At 53.2% G+C, this 23,207-nt stretch carries 29 protein-coding genes; 11 read left to right on the forward strand and 18 right to left on the reverse strand.

Going from position 1 to position 23,207, the window contains the following annotated elements:
- The first annotated feature begins 12 nt into the window (after positions 1 to 12).
- Both KO116_RS13235 and KO116_RS13240 read left to right on the forward strand, forming a co-directional pair.
- The gene (locus KO116_RS13235; RefSeq protein ID WP_008958676.1) at positions 13 to 603 is read left to right on the forward strand and encodes a phosphoheptose isomerase; all 591 of its coding nucleotides are present in this window, start codon (positions 13 to 15) and stop codon (positions 601 to 603) included.
- 85 nt (positions 604 to 688) lie between these two features.
- Positions 689 to 1,261: a BON domain-containing protein gene (locus KO116_RS13240; RefSeq protein ID WP_035566292.1), complete on the forward strand. Its 573-nt coding sequence runs from the start codon at positions 689 to 691 to the stop codon at positions 1,259 to 1,261.
- Positions 1,262 to 1,356: 95 nt separating this feature from the next.
- On the opposite strand, the gene KO116_RS13245 is transcribed toward KO116_RS13240, so the two are convergent.
- The 8 genes from KO116_RS13245 to zapE all read right to left on the reverse strand — a co-directional run bounded on the left by KO116_RS13245 (position 1,357) and on the right by zapE (position 7,729).
- Entirely contained in the window at positions 1,357 to 1,848 is a 492-nt protein-coding gene (locus tag KO116_RS13245) for a ClpXP protease specificity-enhancing factor (protein ID WP_035566293.1), read from the reverse strand.
- 66 nt (positions 1,849 to 1,914) lie between these two features.
- Positions 1,915 to 2,541: a stringent starvation protein SspA gene (gene sspA / locus KO116_RS13250; RefSeq protein WP_008958673.1), complete on the reverse strand. Its 627-nt coding sequence runs from the start codon at positions 2,539 to 2,541 to the stop codon at positions 1,915 to 1,917.
- A gap of 149 nt (positions 2,542 to 2,690) precedes the next feature.
- Positions 2,691 to 3,458, reverse strand: a complete 768-nt coding sequence (locus KO116_RS13255; RefSeq protein ID WP_035566294.1) for a cytochrome c1 — start codon at positions 3,456 to 3,458, stop codon at positions 2,691 to 2,693.
- Positions 3,458 to 4,717, reverse strand: coding sequence for a cytochrome b (locus KO116_RS13260; RefSeq protein WP_035566295.1), 1,260 nt, complete (start codon positions 4,715 to 4,717; stop codon positions 3,458 to 3,460). Before KO116_RS13260 ends, KO116_RS13255 begins: the two co-directional genes overlap by 1 nt.
- Positions 4,717 to 5,316: a ubiquinol-cytochrome c reductase iron-sulfur subunit gene (petA, locus tag KO116_RS13265; protein ID WP_008958670.1), complete on the reverse strand. Its 600-nt coding sequence runs from the start codon at positions 5,314 to 5,316 to the stop codon at positions 4,717 to 4,719. Before petA ends, KO116_RS13260 begins: the two co-directional genes overlap by 1 nt.
- Positions 5,317 to 5,525: 209 nt before the next feature.
- Positions 5,526 to 5,915 (reverse strand): 30S ribosomal protein S9, encoded by a 390-nt coding sequence (gene rpsI / locus KO116_RS13270; protein WP_008958669.1) that lies wholly within the window; start codon positions 5,913 to 5,915, stop codon positions 5,526 to 5,528.
- A gap of 13 nt (positions 5,916 to 5,928) precedes the next feature.
- Positions 5,929 to 6,357, reverse strand: a complete 429-nt coding sequence (rplM, locus tag KO116_RS13275) for a 50S ribosomal protein L13 (RefSeq protein WP_035566296.1) — start codon at positions 6,355 to 6,357, stop codon at positions 5,929 to 5,931.
- A gap of 187 nt (positions 6,358 to 6,544) precedes the next feature.
- Entirely contained in the window at positions 6,545 to 7,729 is a 1,185-nt protein-coding gene (gene zapE, locus KO116_RS13280; protein WP_035566303.1) for a cell division protein ZapE, read from the reverse strand.
- 207 nt (positions 7,730 to 7,936) lie between these two features.
- Here zapE and KO116_RS13285 point away from each other — a divergent pair, with 207 nt between their 5' ends.
- Complete coding sequence (locus KO116_RS13285; protein WP_035566857.1) at positions 7,937 to 8,395, forward strand: ZapG family protein; 459 nt, start codon at positions 7,937 to 7,939, stop codon at positions 8,393 to 8,395.
- Positions 8,396 to 8,478: 83 nt separating this feature from the next.
- Here KO116_RS13285 and KO116_RS13290 read toward each other — a convergent pair whose 3' ends face one another.
- Positions 8,479 to 9,240, reverse strand: a complete 762-nt coding sequence (locus KO116_RS13290) for a Nif3-like dinuclear metal center hexameric protein (RefSeq protein ID WP_035566306.1) — start codon at positions 9,238 to 9,240, stop codon at positions 8,479 to 8,481.
- A gap of 129 nt (positions 9,241 to 9,369) precedes the next feature.
- Between KO116_RS13290 and KO116_RS13295 the strand changes: the two genes are divergently transcribed.
- On the forward strand, positions 9,370 to 10,635 hold the full coding sequence (locus KO116_RS13295) for a Do family serine endopeptidase (RefSeq protein WP_035566310.1): 1,266 nt from the start codon (positions 9,370 to 9,372) through the stop codon (positions 10,633 to 10,635).
- 41 nt (positions 10,636 to 10,676) lie between these two features.
- On the opposite strand, the gene hisD is transcribed toward KO116_RS13295, so the two are convergent.
- The 9 genes from hisD to KO116_RS13340 form a co-directional block, all read right to left on the reverse strand.
- The gene (gene hisD, locus KO116_RS13300; protein WP_035566313.1) at positions 10,677 to 11,993 is read right to left on the reverse strand and encodes a histidinol dehydrogenase; all 1,317 of its coding nucleotides are present in this window, start codon (positions 11,991 to 11,993) and stop codon (positions 10,677 to 10,679) included.
- 13 nt (positions 11,994 to 12,006) lie between these two features.
- Positions 12,007 to 12,660: an ATP phosphoribosyltransferase gene (gene hisG, locus KO116_RS13305; protein WP_035566316.1), complete on the reverse strand. Its 654-nt coding sequence runs from the start codon at positions 12,658 to 12,660 to the stop codon at positions 12,007 to 12,009.
- A gap of 60 nt (positions 12,661 to 12,720) precedes the next feature.
- A complete protein-coding gene (murA, locus tag KO116_RS13310) occupies positions 12,721 to 13,983 on the reverse strand; it encodes a UDP-N-acetylglucosamine 1-carboxyvinyltransferase (protein ID WP_035566319.1) in 1,263 nt (420 codons plus the stop codon).
- Positions 13,984 to 13,993: 10 nt separating this feature from the next.
- Positions 13,994 to 14,245, reverse strand: a complete 252-nt coding sequence (locus tag KO116_RS13315; RefSeq protein WP_007114696.1) for a BolA family protein — start codon at positions 14,243 to 14,245, stop codon at positions 13,994 to 13,996.
- A gap of 93 nt (positions 14,246 to 14,338) precedes the next feature.
- On the reverse strand, positions 14,339 to 14,677 hold the full coding sequence (locus KO116_RS13320; protein WP_035566325.1) for an STAS domain-containing protein: 339 nt from the start codon (positions 14,675 to 14,677) through the stop codon (positions 14,339 to 14,341).
- On the reverse strand, positions 14,674 to 15,315 hold the full coding sequence (locus KO116_RS13325) for a Tgt2/MlaC family protein (protein WP_082072594.1): 642 nt from the start codon (positions 15,313 to 15,315) through the stop codon (positions 14,674 to 14,676). The genes KO116_RS13320 and KO116_RS13325 overlap by 4 nt, the downstream gene beginning before the upstream one ends.
- Positions 15,316 to 15,389: 74 nt before the next feature.
- Complete coding sequence (gene mlaD, locus KO116_RS13330; RefSeq protein WP_008958658.1) at positions 15,390 to 15,854, reverse strand: outer membrane lipid asymmetry maintenance protein MlaD; 465 nt, start codon at positions 15,852 to 15,854, stop codon at positions 15,390 to 15,392.
- Between the two features lie 16 nt (positions 15,855 to 15,870).
- Positions 15,871 to 16,671: a lipid asymmetry maintenance ABC transporter permease subunit MlaE gene (gene mlaE / locus KO116_RS13335; protein ID WP_035566332.1), complete on the reverse strand. Its 801-nt coding sequence runs from the start codon at positions 16,669 to 16,671 to the stop codon at positions 15,871 to 15,873.
- Positions 16,672 to 16,707: 36 nt separating this feature from the next.
- Positions 16,708 to 17,529 (reverse strand): ATP-binding cassette domain-containing protein, encoded by an 822-nt coding sequence (locus tag KO116_RS13340; protein ID WP_035566335.1) that lies wholly within the window; start codon positions 17,527 to 17,529, stop codon positions 16,708 to 16,710.
- 305 nt (positions 17,530 to 17,834) lie between these two features.
- Here KO116_RS13340 and KO116_RS13345 point away from each other — a divergent pair, with 305 nt between their 5' ends.
- The 7 genes from KO116_RS13345 (at position 17,835) to hpf (ending at position 23,206) form a co-directional block, all read left to right on the forward strand.
- Positions 17,835 to 18,821 (forward strand): KpsF/GutQ family sugar-phosphate isomerase, encoded by a 987-nt coding sequence (locus KO116_RS13345; RefSeq protein WP_035566338.1) that lies wholly within the window; start codon positions 17,835 to 17,837, stop codon positions 18,819 to 18,821.
- 63 nt (positions 18,822 to 18,884) lie between these two features.
- On the forward strand, positions 18,885 to 19,427 hold the full coding sequence (locus tag KO116_RS13350; RefSeq protein WP_035566341.1) for a KdsC family phosphatase: 543 nt from the start codon (positions 18,885 to 18,887) through the stop codon (positions 19,425 to 19,427).
- The gene (lptC, locus tag KO116_RS13355) at positions 19,427 to 19,996 is read left to right on the forward strand and encodes an LPS export ABC transporter periplasmic protein LptC (protein ID WP_035566343.1); all 570 of its coding nucleotides are present in this window, start codon (positions 19,427 to 19,429) and stop codon (positions 19,994 to 19,996) included. The genes KO116_RS13350 and lptC overlap by 1 nt, the downstream gene beginning before the upstream one ends.
- 11 nt (positions 19,997 to 20,007) lie before the next feature.
- On the forward strand, positions 20,008 to 20,499 hold the full coding sequence (gene lptA / locus KO116_RS13360; protein WP_035566346.1) for a lipopolysaccharide transport periplasmic protein LptA: 492 nt from the start codon (positions 20,008 to 20,010) through the stop codon (positions 20,497 to 20,499).
- Between the two features lie 11 nt (positions 20,500 to 20,510).
- On the forward strand, positions 20,511 to 21,260 hold the full coding sequence (gene lptB, locus KO116_RS13365) for an LPS export ABC transporter ATP-binding protein (RefSeq protein ID WP_082072595.1): 750 nt from the start codon (positions 20,511 to 20,513) through the stop codon (positions 21,258 to 21,260).
- Between the two features lie 123 nt (positions 21,261 to 21,383).
- A complete protein-coding gene (locus tag KO116_RS13370; RefSeq protein ID WP_035566348.1) occupies positions 21,384 to 22,799 on the forward strand; it encodes an RNA polymerase factor sigma-54 in 1,416 nt (471 codons plus the stop codon).
- 98 nt (positions 22,800 to 22,897) lie between these two features.
- Positions 22,898 to 23,206, forward strand: a complete 309-nt coding sequence (hpf, locus tag KO116_RS13375) for a ribosome hibernation-promoting factor, HPF/YfiA family (RefSeq protein WP_007114683.1) — start codon at positions 22,898 to 22,900, stop codon at positions 23,204 to 23,206.
- Position 23,207: the final 1 nt, after the last annotated feature.

The following is a 23,207-nucleotide window of genomic DNA, read 5'->3' on the forward strand; positions in this document are numbered from 1 at the left end:
CAGGAAGCCCTGATGGACTTTCAATCTCGGATACTCGGCCACTTTAACGCCAGCATCGACACTAAAACGTATGCCAGCGAAGTGCTTCCGCCCTTTATTGAAGTGGCAAGCCAAATGATGGTGCAGTGCCTTGTTAGCGAAGGAAAAATACTTAGCTGCGGCAATGGCGGCAGTGCAGGCGACAGCCAGCACTTCTCCTCTGAACTGCTCAACCGCTTCGAACGTGAACGGCCAAGCCTGCCTGCGTTAGCGCTCACCACCGACACATCCACGCTAACGTCTATCGCCAACGACTATAGCTATAATGAGGTATTTTCAAAGCAGATCCGTGCTCTGGGCCAACCGGGCGACGTACTGCTGGCTATCTCAACTAGCGGCAATTCAGGCAATATTGTACAAGCTATCCAGGCGGCGCATGATCGCGATATGACCGTTGTCGCCCTTACCGGTCGCGATGGCGGCGACATGGCCTCACTGCTAGGCCAGGATGATTGTGAAATCCGCGTTCCTGCCACCTCGACGGCGCGCATCCAAGAGGTTCATCTTTTGGTAATTCACTGCCTATGCGACCTTATCGACGAACAACTGTTTGGCAGCGCTTAAACACCAGTAGTCCTTGTTTATAGCGTTAACATAAACGGACTTCGATTAATTTTTAACAGCTAGCTAGCACCAAGGAGTCATACCGATGCCCCAGCACCTCTCCTCTCGCGGTTTTATCGCTGCTGCGCTTTGCGCGGTAATGTTTATCAGCGGCTGTGCCAATAACTCCGCTTCCAATCAGTCAAACTATGCCCAACGTAGCGACGACGTTGAAGCCATTGATGCCACTATAGAGCGTGAAGTTGACGACGCACTTGAGCGCGCCGATGCGCGACTCGGCGACGCCCGTATCCGCGCCCATGCCTATAACGGTGTGGTGCTATTGGTGGGACAAGTGCCTAGTGAAGAGCTTCGCGCTATGGCGGGCGAAGTCACCACCAGCTTACGCGGGGTCAATGAAATTCATAACGAACTCACCATTGCCGCTCGCCTACCGGCCAGCCAGCGCCTGACGGACACATGGCTAACCACCAACGTCATCAGCCACCTAGCAACTAATGACCACATCGATTCTTCTAAACTAAAAGTGACTACAGAAAACGCCAGCGTTTACCTGATGGGCAGCGTGACGCGTGCAGAAGCCGACCGCATCGTTAATGCAGCCTCCGCAGTTGGCGGCGTACAACGAATCGTCAAGGTGTTTGACTACCTCGACTAAGCTGTACACCCTTTCATTGCCAGCTCGCATAAAAAAGCCTCGCTTGATAAAAGCGAGGCTTTTTAATTCACACCACAGGTGTTATTTAACTAGCGTTATTTAACAACCCGTAGCGTTGGTTTTTTCTTAGCGCTAGAAGCTTTATCAGAGGTTTCGGCTGAAGTTTTGGGATCGCCATGTTCATCATGAACTGGCTCAGTGACTGAAAGCTCAGGCTTACCAGAGGCTTTCTCGTCGTCCTCAATATCCCCAAAAGATTCGGTGCCTTCACCCAACTCAGGCTCATGGCCAAAGACCATTCCAGCGCCATTTTCCCGGGCATAGATAGCAATTAAAGCCGGCGTCGGAATCATCACCTGCATCGGCTGCCCACCAAAGCGGGCATTAAAGCCTATTGCTTGATTCTCCATAAAAAGATCGCGCACGGCAGTAGGCGCCACATTCAAAACGATCTGGCCATTCTGAACAAACTGGCGAGGCACCTCGACGCCTGGCAAGGTAGCATCCACCACCAGATAAGGTGTTAGCTCATTATCCAGCAGCCACTCATAAAGCGCTCTGGCGAGATAGGGCCGACTCGATTTCATCTAGACTCCCTCCTCCTTACAAGTAAGGCTCCCTGCCTCTAACAAGCGAACGGGAGCCGAATGAATTCAAGCGCGCATCTCTTTTTCACGCTCACTTAAAGATGCCTTAAACGCTTCACGCTCAAATACACGTGACATATATGCCAGCAACGGCTTAACCTGCTTTTCAGGCAGTTCAATATTGAGATCCGGCAAGCGCCACAACACAGGCGCTAAGCAGCAATCCACTAGCGTAAACTCTTCGCTCATGAAATAAGGCATATCTTCAAAAATTGGCGATATACCAATTAAGCTTTCGCGTAGCTCTTTACGCGCCTTATCCGCTTCTTTCTTTCCACCGCTGCGAATCTGATCAACCATTGGACACCACTCACGCTCAATGCGGTGCATCCATAGACGACTTTGCGCCCGAGCCACTGGGTAAACAGGCAACAACGGAGGATGCGGGAAACGCTCATCCAGATACTCCATCATGACTTTGGACTCATAAAGCACTAGGTCACGATCTAACAGTGTCGGTACACTGTTATACGGATTGAGGTCTGCCAGCTCTTCTGGTGGTTTTTCGTCGAGAACATCGACGATATCAACGGCGACCCCCTTCTCGGCCAGCACAATGCGCACACGATGACTGAAATGATCATCACCACCTGAGTAAAAGATCATCGACGACCGCTTGGCCACAACACCCATGAAAGCATCCTCACTTCAAAACAATCTTGGATAATAACACGCCAGCACACCCTTAGGGGAAGCTAGCTTGCTTTGCTTTATTGTCATGCTGACAAGAAAAAGGCGCACGGCTCACGCCGTGCGCCCTACTGACGATCAGCTACTACTAATTAGTGGATATCTCGCCAATACTCACGCTTGAGCAGGTAAGCAATCACACCAAAAATGAAAATAAAGATCAGCACCTTAGGCGCCAGTGCCTGGGCCTGAAGCTTGGAGGGCTCGCCTACATAAGCCAAGAAGTTAGTAAGATCATACACCGCTTCCTCAAACTCAGCAGGCTCGAGCTCACCAGGCTCTGTGACTTGCAGCACGTCACAAGACTGATACTTACCTGATAACGCATCCGGCTCTTGCCCTTCTACCGGATGATCCGTTTCAGCACACACCAGCTCTTGCACGCCCTGCAGAGGCTCCAACACGTTAGGCATTGCTACCAAATCGAATACCGTGTTGTTGACGCCGGTTGGACGGCTGGGATCTTTATAAAAACCGAGCAGATAGGAGTAGATCCAATCGGTTCCTCGCACACGTGCTTTCAGCGATAGGTCGGGCGGCGGCGCACCAAACCAACCCTCTGCATCGCCACTGTCCATAGCAATGTGCATTTGATCGTTATAGGCCAACTCAGGCGAAAAAATCAGATTCTCTTCCACCAGATCCTGAGGCATCCCCAAGTCGTCAGCCGCACGGGCAAAACGCTGATACTGAAGCGAGTGACAACCCATGCAGTAGTTAACGTAGAGCTTCATGCCGTTTTGCAACGAGGCTTGATCGTGAAGATCAGGCTCCATCGAATGAGGCACACTTGCGCCTCCTGCAGCCATCGCGGTTACTGGCACTAAGGCGAAAAGGAGTCCTAATAGATGCTTTTTCATTAGCCAGTCACCCTTTCTGGAACGGGTTTAGTCTTCTCAAGCTTGGTGTAGACAGGCATCAAGACAAAGAAGGCGAAATAAATCACGGTGCACGTTTGCGCCAGAATGGTTCGCCCTGTCGTTGATGGCAACACACCTAAAACACCAAGAATAACGAAGCTGATGGCAAACAGCAGCAACATCACTTTCGACATCCAGCCTTTGTAACGCATAGAGCGTACCGGACTACGATCCAGCCAGGGCAGAACAAACAATATTGCAATCGCTGCGCCCATGAATATAACGCCCAGGAACTTAGCGTCTAAGCCAAACACCGAGAAAGTTATAGCACGAAGAATGGCGTAGAACGGCGTCATGTACCAAACGGGCGCAATGTGGTCAGGTGTTTGCAGCGGGTTAGCCTGATCAAAGTTAGGACGCTCAATGAAGTAGCCTCCGCCTTCTGGGAAGTAGAACACCACCACACAGAAAACAAACAGGAATACCGCAACACCTACCAGGTCTTTAACCGTGTAGTAGGGATGGAAAGGAATCCCGTCCAACGGAACACCGGCCTCATCCTTCTTCTGCTTGATATCAATACCGTCGGGGTTATTTGAACCCACTTCATGCAGGGCAATGATATGCAGCACTACAAGCGCCAAAATAACGATGGGCAGGGCCACCACGTGCAGCGCAAAGAAACGGTTAAGGGTAATCCCTGAGATCAGGAAGTCACCGCGAACCCACTGCGCTAAATCAGGGCCAATAGCGGGAATGGCAGAGAATAGCGAAATGATAACCTGCGCGCCCCAATAGGACATTTGGCCCCAAGGAAGCAGGTAGCCCATAAAGGCTTCCGCCATTAGCACCAGGTAAATCGTCATGCCAAAGACCCACACCAACTCGCGGGGGGCTTTGTAAGAACCGTATAACAGGCCACGGAACATATGCAGGTAAACAACGAGAAAGAAAGCAGAGGCGCCGGTGGTGTGCATATAACGAATCAACCAGCCCCACTCCACATCGCGCATGATGTATTCGACAGAATCGAACGCACCTTCAGCCGAGGGATTAAAGCTCATCGTCAGCCAAACCCCGGTTAGGATTTGGTTAACTAGCGCCAGCAGCGCCAACGAGCCAAAGAAGTACCAGAAGTTGAAGTTTTTGGGCGCGTAATATTTAGATAGATGCTCTTGCCACATTTGCGTAGCAGGAAAGCGATCATCTACCCACCGCATGATGCCCTTTTCCGCTTTGGCTTTATTCGGGTTACCCATTAGGCACTCTCCTCATCTTCGCCGATGACAATGATATCGTCATTCTCAAAGCGGTAGGGTGGGACCTCGAGGTTAGTCGGCGCAGGAACGTTACTGAACACACGACCAGCTAAGTCAAAGCGAGAACCATGGCAAGGACAGAAGAAACCACCCGGCCAATTATCGACGCCCACGCCCTCTGCATCAGGCTCAGGGCGAAAAAGTGGTGAGCAACCTAAGTGCGTACAGATACCAATCAGCACCCCAATCTCAGGTCGAATCGACCGCAACCCACCATCGATGTACGCAGGTTGTTGTGGCACTTCCGAATCAGGATCAGCTAACTGGTCACTGCCCAGCGATTCAGTGCGCTCAATCATCTCCGGTGTACGGTTGATAATCCATATAGGACGACCACGCCACTCAACGGTCATACGCTGCCCTGGTTCAAGCCTCGATATATCCGCTTGAACAGGAGCACCCGCCGCTCTTGCCCTGGCACTAGGCTGCCAGGAAGCCACAAAGGGTACCGCAACCCCGACAGCACCTACCGCACCCACAACGGAGGTGGCACCTACGAGGAAACGGCGTCGGCCTTTGTTTACGCCGTTATCTGCCATTTCAGGTTTCTCCCATCAGCTTACCCGCTTCGCCGCAAAGGCGTCTTGCGACGACGAATATCAAATACGCTCTATGGTAAAAAAACAAAGCGCTGTGCACAAGAACAACCGCCCGTGACCATAGTGGTACGAGCAGTATAATTTTATGATATTTCAATAAAAAACGCCCAGGTCGGTGACCTGGGCGCTTTACCGCATAGCGTAAAGAATTAACGCTTAGAGAACTGCGGACGACGACGTGCTTTGCGCAGGCCGACTTTCTTACGTTCAACTTGACGAGCATCACGCGTTACGTAACCGGCGGCACGTAGCGAAGGACGCAGGTCTTCATTGTAGTTCATCAGGGCACGTGTAATGCCGTGACGAATAGCACCTGCTTGAGATGAGCCGCCGCCGCCAGCGACAGTCACGAAGATGTCAAACTGGCTTAGCGTTTCAGTCAACTCGAGCGGCTGGCGAACAACCATGCGACCAGTAACACGACCAAAGTAAAGGTCTAGGTCTTGGTTGTTGACAGTAATTTTGCCAGAGCCCGGCTTCATAAACACGCGAGCGGTGGAAGTCTTGCGGCGCCCGGTACCGTAATACTGCTGTGTCATGGCGAAGATTTCCTCAGATGTTCAGTTCAAGCGGCTGTTGGGCAGCATGCGGATGCTCGGCACCGGCGTACACTTTCAATTTAGTGTACATGGCGCGACCCAAAGGGCCTTTCGGCAACATGCCTTTAACGGCAGACTCAATAATGCGCTCGGGCGCATGATCAAGCATTTTGTCGAACGTCATAGAGCGCAGACCGCCCGGGTAACCGGTGTGGCGATAATAGGTTTTAGCCTTCGCCTTATTACCAGTTACATGGACTTTCTCTGCGTTGATGACGACGATGTAGTCGCCAGTATCAACGTGAGGGGTAAATTCGGGCTTATGCTTACCACGCAAGCGGCGAGCAATCTCGGTTGCCAGACGACCGAGCGTTTTGTCCTTAGCGTCGACTACATACCAGTCGCGCTGGACGGACTGCGGCTTAGCACTGAACGTCTTCATGGATGAAATCACCAGATTTAATGTATTGGGTGACTTACACCGTTTCACGGCGAAGCACCATCCCTATTCTTTTTGGTTGCCAGCCTTACGCAAGCAACATGTAGCGAGGCGGCATTCTACAGCAAGGGTAGCGACAAGTTAAGCCATAACCGTGACTTTTTTACTTGCCCGATGGACTCTTTGCCTTCTAAGGTTTATGCGCCAGCGCCAAGTATTCTTTTGACTGCATTTCCTGAAGCCGAGAAAGCGTGCGCTGGAACTCAAACGTCAGCCTGCCATCGCTGTAAAGCTGCTCAATCGGCACTTCCGCCGACATCAGCAGCTTTACGCCACGGTCATAAAATTCATCGACCATATTGATGAAACGGCGCGCCTGATCATCCTTTTTTGCATCCATTCGCATTACATTGGAGACCAACACGGTGTGAAACTCACGGGCCAGTTCAATATAGTCATTTTGACTACGCGGCCCGTCACACAACTCAAGAAATTCAAACCAAGCAATATCATCATGCAAACGGCGGGCTTTCAGCACACGATGGTTAATTTCTAGCGACGCATCTACCTCGCCCTCCTGCCCCGCTATTTCACGAAAGCTACGCGAAAGTTCATGCTCAGCCGCTTCTTCCAGCGGTGAGTGAAAAATAGCAGCCCGCTCAAGTGCGCGCAGACGATAGTCAACGCCTGAATCGACGTTTACCACGTTGCAATGCCGATTGACAAGCTCAATGGCAGGCAGAAAACGGGCCCGCTGCAGACCCTCTTTATACAGGTCATCAGGCACGATATTTGAGGTTGCCACCAGCACCACCCCGCGCTCAAAAAGCGCCTCCAGCAGGTTGGCAAGTATCATAGCATCGGTAATATCTTTGACGAAAAATTCATCAAAGCAAATCACGCGCGCCTCAGTGGCAAATTTACCCGCAATCAGCGTGAGGGGATTTTTTTCACCCTTGTAGTGTGTCAGCTCATTATGGACGCGCTGCATAAAGCGATGGAAATGGGTACGCATTTTGTCAGGAAAAGGGAGGGATTCGTAAAACGTGTCGACTAAATAGGTTTTACCGCGCCCTACCCCTCCCCAAAAATAGAGCCCTTTTACCTGAGGCAAGACCGGTTTATCGGCAGAGGAAGATCTTTTACCCATTAAGCCGGCCATTTTGGCTTTCAAGCCCTTATGGGCAACCAAGGTTTTTGGCACGGTCGTAGGTGCAGCTACAAGCTCATCATAAAGCCGCTGCAAATGTTTTACTGCTGATTCCTGCGCCGCATCATATTGAAAATCCTCACGCTCTAAATCCGCGCGGTAGCGCTCAATAGGCGATGCTGGGCGTGTTTTGGACATTGCCCTATCCGCAGATGTTGATGACATGCAATCGCCTCCCACAGCATGTAAGGCAGCAGCCAGCACAACGGCTGGCAACCCTAAGAAGGCTGCAATTATACCCGTAGAGACGTCTAAGCGCATGAGTGGATTGACCCAACCGGCAGACTGACGCCTATAATGGCAGCCTGTTTAATTCAAAAGCTGCTGGCTAATGCAGTCTGCGGTTATATTCAAGGCGCCAGGGAGAACACTGTGGACGCAAGCTCACCATTAACCTTTGCCATTATCGGTTTTATCGTCGGTTTAATCGTTGGATTAGGCTGCTATCGCCTCTTCAGCAAAAGCCAGCGTGAGGCTGCTTCCATGCGTCAAAAGCTACTCGAACGCGAACATCAAATCGCTGAAATGAAGAACAGCGTGGGCAGCCATTTGACCGGGATCTATCAGCGACTCAGCAATATTCGCGATGAAGCCAACCAACTAGAACTTCAGCTAAAAGAGGACGCTGAGGAGTGGGATATTCGCGATGCGGCGATTCAGCCAAGCCTTGATCTTTCTGGCATCAATTCTACCTCTGAACAGCAGGCACCGGCTGATACAGCGGCTCCCGCTACCCCGCGCGACTACGCCGACGGTAAAGGCGGTACGCTATCTGAGGATTTTGGCTTGAAAAGAAATGAGGTGACAACGCCTCAACCACCCCGCTATTAAGTGACTAAACGACAATATTAAGTAACCAAACAACAATAAGCGGCCCCGATTCTCGTCAACAAACTTTCGGGGCGCTTAATGTGTTAAGCAGGATTATCAATATCCACAAAGCGATGCTCAACATCGTACTCATTACTTAACCACTCACCCATGGCCTGGATCCCATAGCGCTCGGTGGCATGATGACCAGCAGCGATATAATGGATCCCCATTTCGCGCGCCAAGTGGGTGGTTCGCTCGGATATTTCACCCGACACGAAGGCTTGCGCCCGCGCCTCAAAGGCTGCCGTAATCATGTCTTGCGCCCCACCGGTGCACCAGGCAATGCGCTCAATATCACCCGCCTGTGGGGCTTCAATAACCAAAGGCTCACGCTGAAGGGTGTGCGCAATTTGCACGGCGAGATCCTGTACAGAAAGTGGCTGCGCTAAACGTCCTGACCATAAAAGTCCTTCTCCAAGCTCGCCATCAATACACCCCTCCACTTTCCAGCCTAGGCGCCTGGCCAATTCGGCGTTATTGCCCATTTCGGCGTGAGCATCCAACGGTAGGTGGTACGCCAGCAGACTGATATCGTTATCAAGCAGTGTTTTAATCCGCTTCTGCTTCATACCGGTGATCGCAACGGGTTCGTTTTTCCAGAAATACCCATGATGCACCAACACCACATCCGCCTGCCAAGCAACGGCTTCATCCAGCAAAGCCTGACAGGCTGTCACTCCCGTCATAACACGTTTAACGTGCTCACTACCCGCCACCTGCAAACCATTAACAGTATAATCTTTAAACTGGGCAGCGCGCAGCTGATGGTCACAGGCTGCCACTAATTGGTCACGATGAATCATATTGCGTCCTTTTATTGATTTAAATGCACCCGTGAGGAACTTGCTAAGAAAGTGTTACCATTAAAACATTGTAAAACTCGCTGCTTTTTATCGCGAACAGTGAGACTGACTCGTTAAGGAATTTATTACATGCGACGCTATATGCTGTCTTACCTATGGCCTGTTGTTACTGGCGTACTGCTCGCTGTGGTGATCCTGTTTGCGCTCCCCGAGCAACTTCCCAACCCATTTCGTGATTCAACGCCTCAGGCGCCTCAATCTCCGGCCCCGGTTATTTCTACGGTCCCAGCGGCAGTGGAACCCAACCCTAATCGCCCAGCTCCAGAAATACACCAGGCTGCCCCTCTATCCCGCAATAAGGGCCCGGTGAGCTATTCACGAGCAGTCGAACAAGCAGCGCCGGCCGTGGTTAACATTTATTCATCACGTATTGTGGAACGCGATCAGCACCCACTGATGTCGGACCCCTTCTTCCAGCAATTTTTTGATAGCCAGGGCGATGATGCGACGACTCACCAGCGAATGCTTTCCAGCCTAGGCTCTGGGGTTATTGTGAGTGAAGACGGCTACGTATTAACCAATCACCACGTAATCAATGGCGCCGACGAAATTCAGGTGGCGTTACGTGATGGTCGCGAAACGTTGGCCGAAGTGATTGGCACCGACCCTGAAAGTGATTTAGCCGTGCTGCGCATTAATTTGGACGACTTGCCGGTTATTGAACTGACCGATTCTGCCGATGTAGCAGTGGGCGACGTAGCACTGGCCATTGGTAACCCTTTTGGGGTCGGCCAGACCGTCACCATGGGCATTATTAGCGCCACGGGGCGTAATCATCTGGGGCTCAACGCCTATGAAGATTTTATTCAGACAGATGCTGCGATCAATCCAGGCAATTCTGGCGGCGCGCTGGTCAACCCTGACGGTGCCATGGTGGGTATTAATACCGCCATTTTCTCACGTTCAGGTGGCTCCCAGGGTATTGGGTTTGCGATCCCCGCCAACCTTGCCCACAGCATCCTAGATGAACTGGTTACGCAAGGGCGTGTGATTCGTGGCTGGCTGGGCATAGAGGCACAAGCGCTGTCACGTGAGCTAGCGGCCTCCTTTGGGCTGCAAACACCTCAAGGCGTTATTGTTGCCGGTGTCGTCAGCGGCGGCCCGGCTGCGCTAGCAGGCCTAGAGCCTGGCGATGTACTACTCGCCGTGGACGGAGAGCCTATTCTGGATGCTCGCTCCACGATGAGCGAGATCGCCTCAATACCGCCCGGCACGTCGCTGCCGTTAACCATTGTGCGCAGCGGCGAGCGTATGGAAATGACACTGGAAGTAGGCGAACGTCCGCTTCCTGCTATTCCGATTAATGAAGAGGTGCCCGGTCAACGCGACTCATAGCGGTAACAGCTTGAGCGCGTTGATAAGGTCTAGGGGGGGCATCAATCGCGAATACGGTACTCAGCTGAGCGGGCGTGGGCGGTTAATGACTCGCCCCGCGCCAATACAGAAGCAATTTTACCCAGCTCAGACGCACCGCCTGCCGAGCAGTGAATAATCGAAGAGCGCTTCTGGAAATCATAGACACCCAGCGGTGACGAGAAACGTGCCGTTCCAGAGGTAGGCAGCACGTGATTGGGGCCCGCGCAATAATCTCCCAGCGCTTCGGCAGTGTAACGCCCCATAAAGATCGCCCCGGCGTGACGAATATCGTCCAACCAAGTGCCTGGCTCAGCCACCGAAAGCTCCAGATGCTCAGGGGCGATCCGGTTAATCAGCGTAATCGCTTCTTGGGCGTCCTGACAGTGTACTAGCGCTCCACGTCGGCGCAGCGATTCACGCACAATCTCTTCGCGCTCTAAAGTCGGCAGTAGACGCTCAATCGCGGCCTCAACAGCAGCTAAGTGCGCTTTATCCCAGCTCACCAAGATCGCCTGAGCATCTTCGTCGTGTTCGGCCTGGGAGAACAGATCCATTGCCAACCAATCAGGATCAGTCAGCCCATCGGACACCACCATGATTTCCGAAGGGCCGGCAATCATGTCAATACCCACCTGCCCAAATACCGCACGCTTAGCCGTGGCCACATAAATATTGCCTGGGCCAACTATCTTGTCGACGCGAGGCACCGTTTCTGTGCCATAAGCAAGCGCAGCCACCGCCTGAGCCCCACCGATGGTGAATACATAATCGACCCCGGCCAGGTGGGCCGCAGCCAATACCAACTCATTGAGCACGCCATCCGGCGTAGGCACTACCATGACAATTTCACGTACACCGGCCACATGGGCAGGAATCGCATTCATCAGCACCGAAGAGGGGTAAGCCGCCTTTCCACCCGGCACATAGATACCGGCGCGATCCAGTGGGGAGACTTTCTGCCCCAGCACCGTGCCGTCAGCCTCTTCGTATTGCCAGGAGCTGGGCTTTTGGCGCTCGTGGTACTGCTTAATGCGCTCGGCAGCACTGGAAAGCGCCTCTCGCTGCTCAGAAGGCAGGTGATCAAATGCCTTCTTCAACTGTTCCGGTGTGAGTTGCAATTCGTCCATTGAGCTAACAGAAAGCCGATCAAAGCGGTTGGTAGCTTCAATTACTGCGGCGTCGCCTCGCTGTTTAACACTAGCAAGAATTTCTTCTACGCGTGCCTGAACTGCTTTGTCTGACACCCCTTCCCAATCTAACAGCGCATCCAGCTGATGGTGAAAGTCTGCATCGCTTGTCGACAGGCGTGAAATGGTGGCATTACGTGGTTCGCTCATGGGTCACCTCATGTCATTCGGCAAGCTGTGCCTGACGCTTTTTGACCGCGCTGTCTAGGCGAGCCAATAACGGCTTAATGCGCTCATGCTTCATGGTCATGGCCGCCTTATTCACCACTAGTCGGGTGCTGATATGGGCGATTAGCTCACGCGGCTCCATACCATTCGCCCGCAATGTATTGCCGGTATCAACAATATCGACAATTTCATCCGCCAGGTTCATCAGGGGCGCAAGCTCCATGGCGCCATAAAGCTTGATCACTTCGGCTTGAATGCCCTGCTCGGCGTAATAGCGACGGGCCACATTCACAAACTTAGTGGCTACACGGCGCCGGGCTCGCGCAGGCAACTGGCCGGTAACGCCCGCTGTCATCAACTTACAGCGAGCAATCTCCAAATCCAGCGGCTCGTAAAGCCCTTCAGCGCCGTGCTCAAGCAGTACATCTTTCCCAGCGATACCGACATCGGCTGCCCCCAACTGAACGTAGGTGGGCACGTCGGTTGCGCGGATAATCACCAGCTTGACGTCTGGCAAGTTAGTGTCAAACAGCAGCTTACGGCTTTTGCTCAGATCCTCGGCGGGCGTGATGCCCGCATCGGCCAGCAGTGGCAGCGTTTCTTCAAGAATGCGGCCCTTCGAGAGGGCTAAAATCAGTTGCTTACTCATCGTTTAGGCCAGTGGTTAATAGCATGCAGAATTAGTAGCAAGCGAGCTTAGTTGCATGGCTTAGCCAGGAATACGGCGAATGCGCGCGCCCAGTAACTGCAATTTTTCTTCGATGCACTCGTAGCCACGGTCAATGTGATAGATACGATCGACCAGGGTTTCGCCTTCGGCCATCATCGCTGCAATCACCAGCGAAGCGGAAGCGCGTAGATCGGTCGCCATGACAGGTGCGCCGGAAAGCTTCTCGACCCCTTCTATTAATGCGGTATTACCTTCCAGCACTATATTGGCGCCCATGCGATTAAGCTCTTGAACGTGCATAAAGCGGTTCTCGAAGATCGTTTCGACTACTCGAGAGTGCCCCACGGCCACTGCGTTCATAGCCACGAACTGCGCCTGCATATCGGTTGGAAACGCAGGGTAAGGCGCCGTGCGAATATTCACCGCCTTCGGGCGTTTGCCGTGCATATCCAGAGCAATCCAATCGTCACCGCTGGTAATCTCAGCACCCGCCTCTTCCAACTTGGCGATGACCGCATCCAGGATATCCGCCCGGGTGCGCTTAACCTTCACTCGTCCGCCGGTCATGGCCGCGGCTACCAGAAACGTGCCCGTTTCAATACGGTCGGGCATGACATCGTGTTCGCAGCCGTGCAGCTTTTCAACACCTTCAATGGTAATAGTGTCAGTACCTTGGCCGCTGATTTTAGCGCCCATCTTGATCAAACACTCTGCCAAGTCGACGATTTCTGGCTCGCGGGCAGCGTTCTCTAGAATGGTTTTGCCATCGGCCAACGTCGCTGCCATCAACAGGTTTTCGGTACCGGTTACTGTCACGGTATCAAAGTAAATCGTCGCGCCTTTCAGGCGGCCATCGACCCGCGCACGGATGTAGCCCGCTTCAACGCGAATTTCAGCACCCATGGCCTCTAAACCACGAATGTGCAAATCCACCGGGCGCGAACCAATCGCGCAGCCACCGGGCAGCGACACATCGGCTTTACCGAAGTGGGCAAGCAGCGGCCCTAACACCAAGATGGAAGCACGCATCTTCTTGACCAGCTCATAAGGTGCGTGGCATTGGGTCACCTGAGACCCATCTAACTGGATACTCAGCTTCTCACCCATTACCGGCTCAACCCCCATACGACCAAGCAGCTCTAAGGTAGTGGTAATATCCTGCAGGTGCGGCAAATTACCAATCACTACGGGGCCGTCGGCCAACAGGCTGGCACACAAGATGGGTAACGCTGCATTTTTGGCACCGCTCACCCACACTTCACCGTCTACCGAACCATTGCCGGTAATGATTAATTTATCCATGGAGCGACCGTTACTGGACGTTTTCCGGTGCAGTTTGCCACTGCGCCGGAGTAAACGTTTTGATACTGATGGCGTGGAGCGCGCCAGAGGCGATCTCATCACTGAGAGCAGCATAGACGAGCTGCTGACGTTTGACTGGAGAGAGACCTTCAAAGGCATCGCCAACCGCAATCACCTGAAAATTACAGCCTTCACCCTGAATATGGAACTGGCATCCGTCAATACGGGATTCAAGCAGTGCTTTTACCTCGTTGGGTTGCATGGCGCAAAAAACTCCTTTGGGGTCGTCGATATCAATAAACGTAATTGGGTCGACATAATAAAGAAAAGCAGCGCGCTTGGCGATGGCGTAGCTTTAAACAGCCAAAGTCGCTGAGGGATGATCAATCAATGCATCCAGTTCGGCTAATGAGGCAAGTCGGCGTAGAGGGGCTGAAAAGCGGATAGCCTGAACTTTGATTTCCCGCTGCCGACACGCGCGCAACCATTCAAACAGCACGCTGATGGCAGCACTGCTGGCTTTTTCAACGCGGCTAAAATCCAGTGTTAGTGAAGTTAACTCGGCTTGCTTGAGCCAAGCAACGCCACTGGCGGCCAAATCGGCCGCCAACGTCACATCCACATCACCAACTACTTGCAAGGTAGCGTCTTCAGCATCCACCGTGACACCGGGACCCGAAAAAAGCGTTGTCACGCATCGCCTCCCTGTTCAAGCTCTTCAACACCCACCTCAGGCGACCAACCGTCGATGACAGCATCATAATCGCGATTGTTATCGCGCATGGCTTGGTCAAATTGATTGCGGAACGTCAAGCCCAGGTTAATGCCATTTACGATCACATTGACCACCCGCCAATCGCCATTAGAAAGCCTTAAGCTATAGCTCACGGGATATACTTGCCCGCTATTCGCCACCACTTCCATCGCGACACTGGCTTGATCGTCATAGCGCTGTGCTTGCTGGGCATCCAGCACTCGCAGCTCATCATAATCAAATGTCACCAGTCCACGGGTATAGGTATCAATCAACGTTTGACGAAATACATCGGCAAAACGGCTGCGCTGCTCTGGGGTGGCGTTGCGGAAATAGTTACCCATCACACTGGCACCGATATAGCGAAAATCAGCCACTTGGTCGAGATTTCTATCTACTAACGCCTCAAGCTCACCCAGATTATTAGCGTAATAATCTTTACGACCCTCAAGGTCTTCCATTAGCGATTCAACATTATCGCGAACCAATGCTTCAGGGGACTGGGTCTGAGCTAGGGCCTGTAGCGGCACCACTAATCCCACCATGATCATACCCACCAGCAACCAACGACTCACCATCCCGTTTACTCCCTTCATAACCATTATCTCCCGACCCGTTAATGCACTGGGTTCGTGCCGCGTTATTTGAAACATTAATTACTTGCCATGTTGGACACAAATTGCTGGATAAGTTCTTCCAGCACCAACGCCGACTGGGTATCACGAATCGTGTCACCCTCCTCCAGCACCTCCGGGTCACCGCCTACGCTAAGGCCGATATACTGCTCGCCTAACAAGCCGGCAGTAAGAATAGACGCTATCGTGTCTCTGGAGAGCTGGCCTTCCAGCTCGCTGTCCAGGCTTAGCACCACCCGTGCATCGAACCACTGTGTATCCAACTCAATAGATTCAACGCGCCCCACCGTCACCCCCGCCATAGTGACCCGGGCGCGAGGTTTTAAGCTGCCAATATTGGCAAAATTCGCCTCCAACTGAAACGACTGAGCGGGCGCGGAGAGTGTCAGCCCACTAACACGCAAGCCGAGGAATACAAGTCCCAAAATGCCAGCAATCATAAACAGGCCAACACCGAACTCCATGGTTTTACTGCGTCTCATGAAACTGCTCCACCCATTAAAGGCCGCCAAACATGACGGCAGTCAACACAAAATCAAGCCCCAGTACTGCAAGCGATGAATACACTACCGTGCGTGTGGTAGCACGAGATATGCCTTCTGAGGTCGGCACCAGGTCGTAGCCCTGAAAGACAGCAATCCAGGTCACCACCAACGCAAACACAGCGCTTTTGATCATGCCGTTACCAATATCACTGACAAAAGCCACATTGGCCTGCATGTTGCTCCAGTAAGAGCCCTCAAAAACGCCCAACCACTCGACGCCCACCAAGTAGCCACCCCAGATACCCACCACACTAAAACCTACGGTTAGAATGGGTAGCGACACAAAGCCCGCCCACAGCCTCGGAGCGACCACCCGACGCAGCGGATCAACCCCGATCATTTCCATGCTGGTGAGCTGCTCGGTGGCTTTCATCAAGCCAATCTCAGCGGTCAATGCTGAGCCCGCACGGCCTGCAAACAGCAGCGCGGCCACCACAGGCGCAAGCTCACGCAGCAGTGACAGCGCCACCATCTGCCCAAGCGCCTGCTCAGCGCCGAAATCGACCAGAATGGTATAGCCCTGCAGTGCCAGCACCATGCCGATGAATAGCCCAGATACCAACACGATGGCAAGTGAAAGCACGCCGACAAAATGCATCTGATGCAACCATAATCGCCAACCCTCACGGGATGGCACGCCCACAGCGGACTGGAACAGAAACACCCCCGCACGGCCTAATGCTTCCATTAAATCGCACCCTCGACGCCCCAATCGGGTAATACGCGCGGTGCCGTTAGAAAGTTTTGACTGCATTTGTCCTTGCCCTGTATTTACCCTGCATTGAAGCCATTAGCCTGTCTTTGTCATCGGGGGCTCGCCCAAAATATCGCGATAAAACGCCTCCGCGGGATAGTGAAACGGCACTGGGCCATCGGGCTCGCCATGAATAAACTGGCTAACTCTGGGGTCTTGATTTGTATCTAAGGTTTGCGGCGTACCATGGGCAACCACCTGACCATCAGCAATCAAGTAGAGATAGTCTGCAATGCTCAGAGTCTCTTTAATATCGTGAGACACCACCACAGAGGTGAGTTGCAGCGCTTGATTAAGGCGCTTAATAAGCTGCACTAAAACGCCCATAGAGATGGGGTCCTGACCAACGAAAGGTTCGTCATACAGGATCAACTCCGGGTCCAGCGCCACGGCACGAGCCAGAGCGACCCGCCGCGCCATGCCTCCCGACAGTTCTGCGGGCGTCAAGTGACGCGCGCCGCGCAGCCCGACCGCCTGCAGCTTCAGCAGCACTAGGTCGCGCACCATGGTGTCAGGCAGATCAGTATGTACGCGTAACGGAAAAGCAACGTTTTCGAATACATCTAAATCGGAAAACAGCGCGCCACTTTGAAATAGCATTCCCATCCGCTTACGTAACGTAAATAGCGCCTTACGAGATAGCCGATGAACATCCTGCCCATCAATCACTATCCGCCCACGCTCTGGGGTCAACTGTCCGCCGATTAGCTTGAGTAGCGTGGTTTTACCAGTACCGCTTGGCCCCATAATCGCGGTTACTTTGCCGCGCGGAATCGTCATATTTATGCCGCGAAAAATCTCGTGATCGCCACGTGAAAAATGGAGGTCTTGAATGTCAATAAATGGAGCATCTATCATGGATCAGTTGACTCTTAACGAGGCGCACTTGGGTCAGCCATCATACCTTACTTGCGGCTACCGCGGTTATAAAACAGTGTTTCTAAAACATTATCAAACATTGTACTATAACGCTACAAGACACGACGAAACGCTTGAGTGTTTCCACTGGCCTACCCGTTTATTGATAGCGAACCCGTAGCAGACCGCCTTATCGTCAAAACGCGCCTGGGCTAACGTCCCCAACTACTGCCTATAAAGGGTGCCGAGATGTTATTCTTGGTGGTTACTCCTTTTTATATGTTCAATGATTAAGAGAAAACGCTATGCGCCAGCCTCTCGCTCCACCCAGCCTACTACGCGAAAGTGCATTGCGTACGCTACAAATTGAGCAGGCAGCCATTGGCGGCCTTCAAGCCAAACTAGATGAAAGTTTTGACCGTGCCTGCGAGCTAATTCTCGCCTGCCAAGGCCGCGTGGTGGTGACCGGCATGGGCAAGTCGGGGCATATCGCTGGTAAGCTGGCGGCCACACTAGCCAGCACAGGCACGCCAGCTTTTTTCGTTCACCCTGGTGAAGCCAGCCACGGCGATTTAGGCATGATCACCCGTTCCGATGTGGTATTGGCGCTGTCTAATTCGGGTGAAACCGCCGAAGTCACTGCGCTCTTACCGCTGCTTAAACGCCTGGGTACGCCGCTAGTCAGTATGACAGGCCGCCCCAACTCCACGCTGGCTAAACACGCTGATGCGCACCTGAACAGCGGCGTAGAGCGTGAGGCATGCCCGCTCGACTTGGCACCCACCAGTTCCACAACGGCGGCGCTCGCCCTGGGCGACGCTCTGGCTGTGGCGCTGCTGGAAGCGCGTGGCTTTACCGCTGAAGATTTTGCTCTTTCCCATCCTGGCGGCAGCTTAGGCAAACGCTTGTTGCTGCGCGTTAGAGATCTTATGCATGACGGTGCGCGCCTGCCCCAAGTCCCCCTGGGTAGCCCACTGCGCGACGCGTTATTGGAAATTACCCGTCAAGGGTTAGGCTTTACCTGCGTAGTGGATAGCGATGGCCGCCTAGCCGGGGTATACACTGACGGTGACCTTCGACGTACGCTCGATCAGTTCCACAACCTGCGCGATGTCATCGTTGACGATGTTATGACCCGGCCGGGCAAGCGCATCGGCCCCGATATTCTGGCGGCGGAAGCGGTACGCATCATGGAAGAGAGCCGCATTACGGCGCTAGCGGTGGTGGATGAACAACAGCGTCCTATCGGGGCGCTACATATGCATGACCTGCTTGCCAGCGGCGTTATTTAAGCCAGCGGCGTCATTCAGCAATGTTACCGACCCGCTTTACGAATTTAATGATATGGAGGTTCTATGACCCTACCTAATGCGCTACTTGATCGACTCCGCCGCGTGCGCCTATTAGCGTTGGATGTTGACGGCGTACTGACCGACGGCCGCCTCTACTTTCAGGCTGACGGCATCGAAATCAAAGCATTTCATACTCAGGATGGTCATGGGCTGAAGCTTCTTAAGCGAGTGGGCATACATGTAGCGCTAGTGACGGGCCGCGATTCCCCCATGGTGAGCCAGCGCGCCGCATCACTGGGCATCAACCTGGTCCATCAAGGCTGTGAAGACAAGCTTGCTACCCTGCGCGGGCTTTGTCAGCGTCTCGATATAGAGCTAGAGCAGGTGGCCTACTGTGGTGACGACCTGCCTGACTTGGCCGCTATTAAGCGTTGCGGCGTCGGCATTACCGTCCCTAATGCGCCAGATTACATGCACACCCACGCCGACTGGACCACGGAACGACTAGGTGGCCACGGCGCGGTACGTGAAATCTGTGACACACTGCTTGAATCTCAAGGGCACTGGGGCGCGGTGCTAGACACCTACCTTCACGGTCGCACCTAATGGTGAAGCAGATAAAAGTACGCGTTTGGTTAGCCGGGCTGGTGGTAGCCTTGGGGGCTTTACTGGTGTGGCTTGACCCACAGGGGCCTCAAGACACGGCCATTGACCCTGGAGCGCAGGCCCAGGAGCCAGGCCACGTCCTGGAAAACGCTGAGATCACCCTTTTCGGTGATAAGGGCAGCGTATTACAGGCGCTTAAAACCTCACGTCTGATCCATACGCCGCAGCGTAGTGAAACCTGGACGGAAGAGCCCGAAGCTATTTTATACGACAGCGAAAACCGCCAGTGGCTGGCTAGCGCCGATGTAGGCACGCTTAACACGTCCACTCAGGTCTTGCTGATGTCAGGCTCTGCTCGCCTGATCGCACCGGATGAAGGTTGGCAGTTAGATACCGAATTATTGCACTATGACGGGCTAAACCAGCATGCATGGAGTGAAACACCGGTAGTGCTACAACAGCCACCCCAGCAAATGAACGCGTCGCGCATGGACGTCTGGCTTAACGAAAGCCAAGTGCGCTTAACTGATAATGTGCGTGGCACGCACCCTCCGGCCACGCAACGCTAACAGGATTTGCCATGAAATCACTGCTATATAGCGCCCTTTTTGCCCTTGCGGTACCGCTCTCGGCACTGGCCCAAAACAGCCAGGCCCCGGTAGAAGTCGAAGCCGACCGCTTAGACCTTGACCAGCGAGCGGGAACCGCTGTCTATACAGGCAATGTCGATATTCGCCAAGGCGGAATGCAATTACGTGGCGAGCGAGTAGAGATCGAACGCAACGAGGCAGGCGAGCTCTCCCGCGCGACCTCCACCGGTGAGCGCGCCTACTTACGTCATCAAGCTGAAGGGCAAGAAGGCCCTACGGAAGGGTGGGCAAGGCGCATTATTTATCATGTCGCTGAACGCCGCGTTGAGCTGATCGACCAAGCCGAATTAACGCAACAAGAAGACACCTTCACCGGCGGTCGCCTTGAGTATTTTATTGACCGTGAAGTCATTCAGGCCCGCTCTGACGTTGACGGCAGCGAAACCCAGCGCATACGTATGACGCTTCAGCCCGAACAATAGGGAGCCAAGCCTTGGCAACTACAGACACCACGCCAATCAAAACCCTATATGCCCACCACTTGGCCAAAAGCTATAAGCGACGCCGAGTCGTTAAAGACATCAATTTAGAGATCTCCCAAGGTAGCGTTGTGGGCTTACTGGGCCCTAACGGCGCGGGTAAAACCACCTCGTTTTATATGATTGTGGGGCTGGTGAAATCCGATGCTGGCAAAGTGGGTATCGACGATGTAGATCTAACCCGCGCCCCAATGCATGAACGCGCTGCGGCGGGTATCGGCTACCTTCCGCAAGAAGCGTCTATTTTTCGTAAATTATCGGTTGCCGATAATATTATGGCGATACTCGAAACGCGCAAAAAGCTCAGCCGTAGCGACCGCGAGCAGCGCCTGGAAGCGCTACTTGAAGATTTTCACATTACCCATATTCGCGACAACCTGGGCATGAGCCTTTCAGGCGGTGAACGCAGGCGTGTGGAGATTGCTCGCTCACTGGCGACAGAACCCGCATTCATTCTGCTGGACGAACCCTTTGCTGGCGTAGACCCCATTTCGGTGGGCGAGATCAAAACCATTATTCGGGCATTAAAGCAGCGCCACATCGGCGTACTGATCACCGACCACAACGTGCGCGAAACCCTGGATATTTGTGACATCGCCTACATCGTAGGCGATGGTCAAATCATCGCCAGCGGCTCTCCAGCCTCGATACTCACTAACCAGAAAGTGCGAGAGGTTTATCTAGGCGCCGATTTCCGCCTCTAGCTTATTTTTCACGTCTAATTAGCGCTCTCCAACAACTTTACTACCAATGGCATGCTTATTGCACTTGCACCGGAGACCTACTCGCACTAGGGTGGAGCATTCTGATTAACGAGTGGTTCTCAGATGGTCATGAAAGCTTCTCTTCAACTGCGCATCGGCACACAGCTGACCATGACACCTCAGCTGCAGCAGGCCATTGCCCTGTTACAGCTATCAACGCTGGACTTACGACAAGAAATTCAGCAGGCCCTAGATGCCAACCCCATGCTGGAACAAGAGGATGAATTTGGCGAACAGGCTGCCAGCGAGCCCAAAGAGGAAGAGTGGTCAGAGAGCATTCCCACCGAGCTCTCGGTAGATAGTGACTGGTCTGATACCTACCAAGATATGGGCAGTCACGGCGGCACCAGCAGCGAAGGACCTGATTTTGAGCGCCAAGCGGCTGGCCAGAGTCTTCATGGGCATTTGCAGTGGCAGCTCGCCATGACTGATTTTGGCGCGCGAGAGCAACTTGTCGCAGAAAGTCTTATCGACGCGCTAGATGCTAATGGCTATTTAACCCAGCCGCTCAACGACATCCGTGAAGGGCTTCGCGCCCAAGGCGTCGATGGGCTTAGCCAGCGCGAAGTAGAAACCATTCTACTTAAGCTTCAGCAATTTGAGCCAACAGGAATATTCGCCCGCGACCTGCGTGAGTGCCTGATGCTGCAGCTGGCCACTCTTCCCGATGACACGCCGTTGCTGGTTCCTGCCCGCCGCTTAGTACGGCAGTTTCTGGAAGCACTAGGCAAAGATGACATGCGCTTACTTAAACGCCGCCTGGGACTCGATGATGACCAGCTGGCTGATGTCATTCTCCTTATTCGTAGCCTTGATCCACGCCCAGGCAGCGCCTATGGCGATACCGATGATAGTTACGTAACGCCCGACCTGGTCGTACGCCATGACCACGAAGGCTGGCACTTAGAGCTCAATCCTGAGGCATTGCCAAGACTGCGCATTCAGCCCGACTACGCCAGCTTAATAAAGCGTGCGGATAAAAGTCAGGATAATCAGTTTTTAAAAGAACACCTGCAGGAAGCGCGCTGGCTGATCAAGAGCCTCTCTAGCCGCAACGATACGCTACTGCGCGTTGGCCGCGAGATTATCACCCGGCAAATTGGCTTTTTAGAACACGGCGAAGAAGCCATGAAGCCGCTCATATTGGCCGATATCGCCGAGGCCGTGGAAATGCACGAATCGACTATTTCCAGGGTGACCACTCAGAAATTTATTCATACGCCTCGCGGCGTATTTGAACTCAAATACTTTTTCTCAAGCCAAGTCAGCGGCCAGGATGGTGACAGCCATTCAAGCACCGCTATCCGCGCTCGGCTTAAGAAATTGGTTCAAGAGGAGCCGCCAGGCAAGCCGCTTTCTGATAGCCGCTTAGTCACGCTATTAGGAGAGGGGGGAATTCAAGTAGCGCGTCGAACGGTGGCTAAATACCGTGAAGCCATGGGCATTCCCTCCTCTAGCGAGCGACGTCGTTTGCGCTAGCACAAATCAACGTTTTAGGGAAACTCTCGACAAGGGCTTTGCAACGCGGCAAAAAGGGTTACAATCGAAGTACAGTCCGATGGATAAGGAGTACGTCAATGCAAGTTAATATCACTGGTCATCACGTAGAACTGACTGACGCCTTGCGTGACTATGTCAATGAAAAGCTTGAACGTGTAGAGCGCCATTACGACAATATAACCACGGTGCAAGTCACCTTATCTGTGGAGAAAGAGCGCCAACAGGCAGCCTGTACACTGCACGCAGCAGGAGCAGATTTGCATGCGGAAGCCTTAGACAGTGATATGTACGCCGCAATTGACGCATTAGCGGACAAAATTGATCGTCAACTCGTTAAACATAAGGAAAAAGCACAAGCTCGCGCCCAAGGCGCAGGCGTGCGTTAAT

The organism is Halomonas sp. KO116 (assembly GCF_000734975.2).
GTDB classification, from domain to species: domain Bacteria; phylum Pseudomonadota; class Gammaproteobacteria; order Pseudomonadales; family Halomonadaceae; genus Vreelandella; species Vreelandella glaciei.

What these genes read in the sequence shown, in the direction of transcription:
- mlaD (WP_008958658.1), bottom strand. Translation starts at nt 15,854, where the DNA reads ATGAGACGCAGTAAAACCATGGAGTTCGGTGTTGGCCTGTTTATGATT.
- KO116_RS13350 (WP_035566341.1), top strand. Translation starts at nt 18,885, where the DNA reads ATGACCCTACCTAATGCGCTACTTGATCGACTCCGCCGCGTGCGCCTA.
- KO116_RS13295 (WP_035566310.1), top strand. Translation starts at nt 9,370, where the DNA reads ATGCGACGCTATATGCTGTCTTACCTATGGCCTGTTGTTACTGGCGTA.
- KO116_RS13245 (WP_035566293.1), bottom strand. Translation starts at nt 1,848, where the DNA reads ATGAAATCGAGTCGGCCCTATCTCGCCAGAGCGCTTTATGAGTGGCTG.
- KO116_RS13345 (WP_035566338.1), top strand. Translation starts at nt 17,835, where the DNA reads ATGCGCCAGCCTCTCGCTCCACCCAGCCTACTACGCGAAAGTGCATTG.
- KO116_RS13290 (WP_035566306.1), bottom strand. Translation starts at nt 9,240, where the DNA reads ATGATTCATCGTGACCAATTAGTGGCAGCCTGTGACCATCAGCTGCGC.
- mlaE (WP_035566332.1), bottom strand. Translation starts at nt 16,671, where the DNA reads ATGCAGTCAAAACTTTCTAACGGCACCGCGCGTATTACCCGATTGGGG.
- KO116_RS13255 (WP_035566294.1), bottom strand. Translation starts at nt 3,458, where the DNA reads ATGAAAAAGCATCTATTAGGACTCCTTTTCGCCTTAGTGCCAGTAACC.
- sspA (WP_008958673.1), bottom strand. Translation starts at nt 2,541, where the DNA reads ATGGGTGTTGTGGCCAAGCGGTCGTCGATGATCTTTTACTCAGGTGGT.
- KO116_RS13370 (WP_035566348.1), top strand. Translation starts at nt 21,384, where the DNA reads ATGGTCATGAAAGCTTCTCTTCAACTGCGCATCGGCACACAGCTGACC.
- hpf (WP_007114683.1), top strand. Translation starts at nt 22,898, where the DNA reads ATGCAAGTTAATATCACTGGTCATCACGTAGAACTGACTGACGCCTTG.
- KO116_RS13340 (WP_035566335.1), bottom strand. Translation starts at nt 17,529, where the DNA reads ATGATAGATGCTCCATTTATTGACATTCAAGACCTCCATTTTTCACGT.
- rpsI (WP_008958669.1), bottom strand. Translation starts at nt 5,915, where the DNA reads ATGACACAGCAGTATTACGGTACCGGGCGCCGCAAGACTTCCACCGCT.
- lptA (WP_035566346.1), top strand. Translation starts at nt 20,008, where the DNA reads ATGAAATCACTGCTATATAGCGCCCTTTTTGCCCTTGCGGTACCGCTC.
- KO116_RS13235 (WP_008958676.1), top strand. Translation starts at nt 13, where the DNA reads ATGGACTTTCAATCTCGGATACTCGGCCACTTTAACGCCAGCATCGAC.
- hisG (WP_035566316.1), bottom strand. Translation starts at nt 12,660, where the DNA reads ATGAGTAAGCAACTGATTTTAGCCCTCTCGAAGGGCCGCATTCTTGAA.
- petA (WP_008958670.1), bottom strand. Translation starts at nt 5,316, where the DNA reads ATGGCAGATAACGGCGTAAACAAAGGCCGACGCCGTTTCCTCGTAGGT.
- hisD (WP_035566313.1), bottom strand. Translation starts at nt 11,993, where the DNA reads ATGAGCGAACCACGTAATGCCACCATTTCACGCCTGTCGACAAGCGAT.
- murA (WP_035566319.1), bottom strand. Translation starts at nt 13,983, where the DNA reads ATGGATAAATTAATCATTACCGGCAATGGTTCGGTAGACGGTGAAGTG.
- KO116_RS13260 (WP_035566295.1), bottom strand. Translation starts at nt 4,717, where the DNA reads ATGGGTAACCCGAATAAAGCCAAAGCGGAAAAGGGCATCATGCGGTGG.
- lptC (WP_035566343.1), top strand. Translation starts at nt 19,427, where the DNA reads ATGGTGAAGCAGATAAAAGTACGCGTTTGGTTAGCCGGGCTGGTGGTA.
- zapE (WP_035566303.1), bottom strand. Translation starts at nt 7,729, where the DNA reads ATGTCATCAACATCTGCGGATAGGGCAATGTCCAAAACACGCCCAGCA.
- rplM (WP_035566296.1), bottom strand. Translation starts at nt 6,357, where the DNA reads ATGAAGACGTTCAGTGCTAAGCCGCAGTCCGTCCAGCGCGACTGGTAT.
- KO116_RS13325 (WP_082072594.1), bottom strand. Translation starts at nt 15,315, where the DNA reads ATGGTGAGTCGTTGGTTGCTGGTGGGTATGATCATGGTGGGATTAGTG.
- KO116_RS13240 (WP_035566292.1), top strand. Translation starts at nt 689, where the DNA reads ATGCCCCAGCACCTCTCCTCTCGCGGTTTTATCGCTGCTGCGCTTTGC.
- KO116_RS13315 (WP_007114696.1), bottom strand. Translation starts at nt 14,245, where the DNA reads ATGCAACCCAACGAGGTAAAAGCACTGCTTGAATCCCGTATTGACGGA.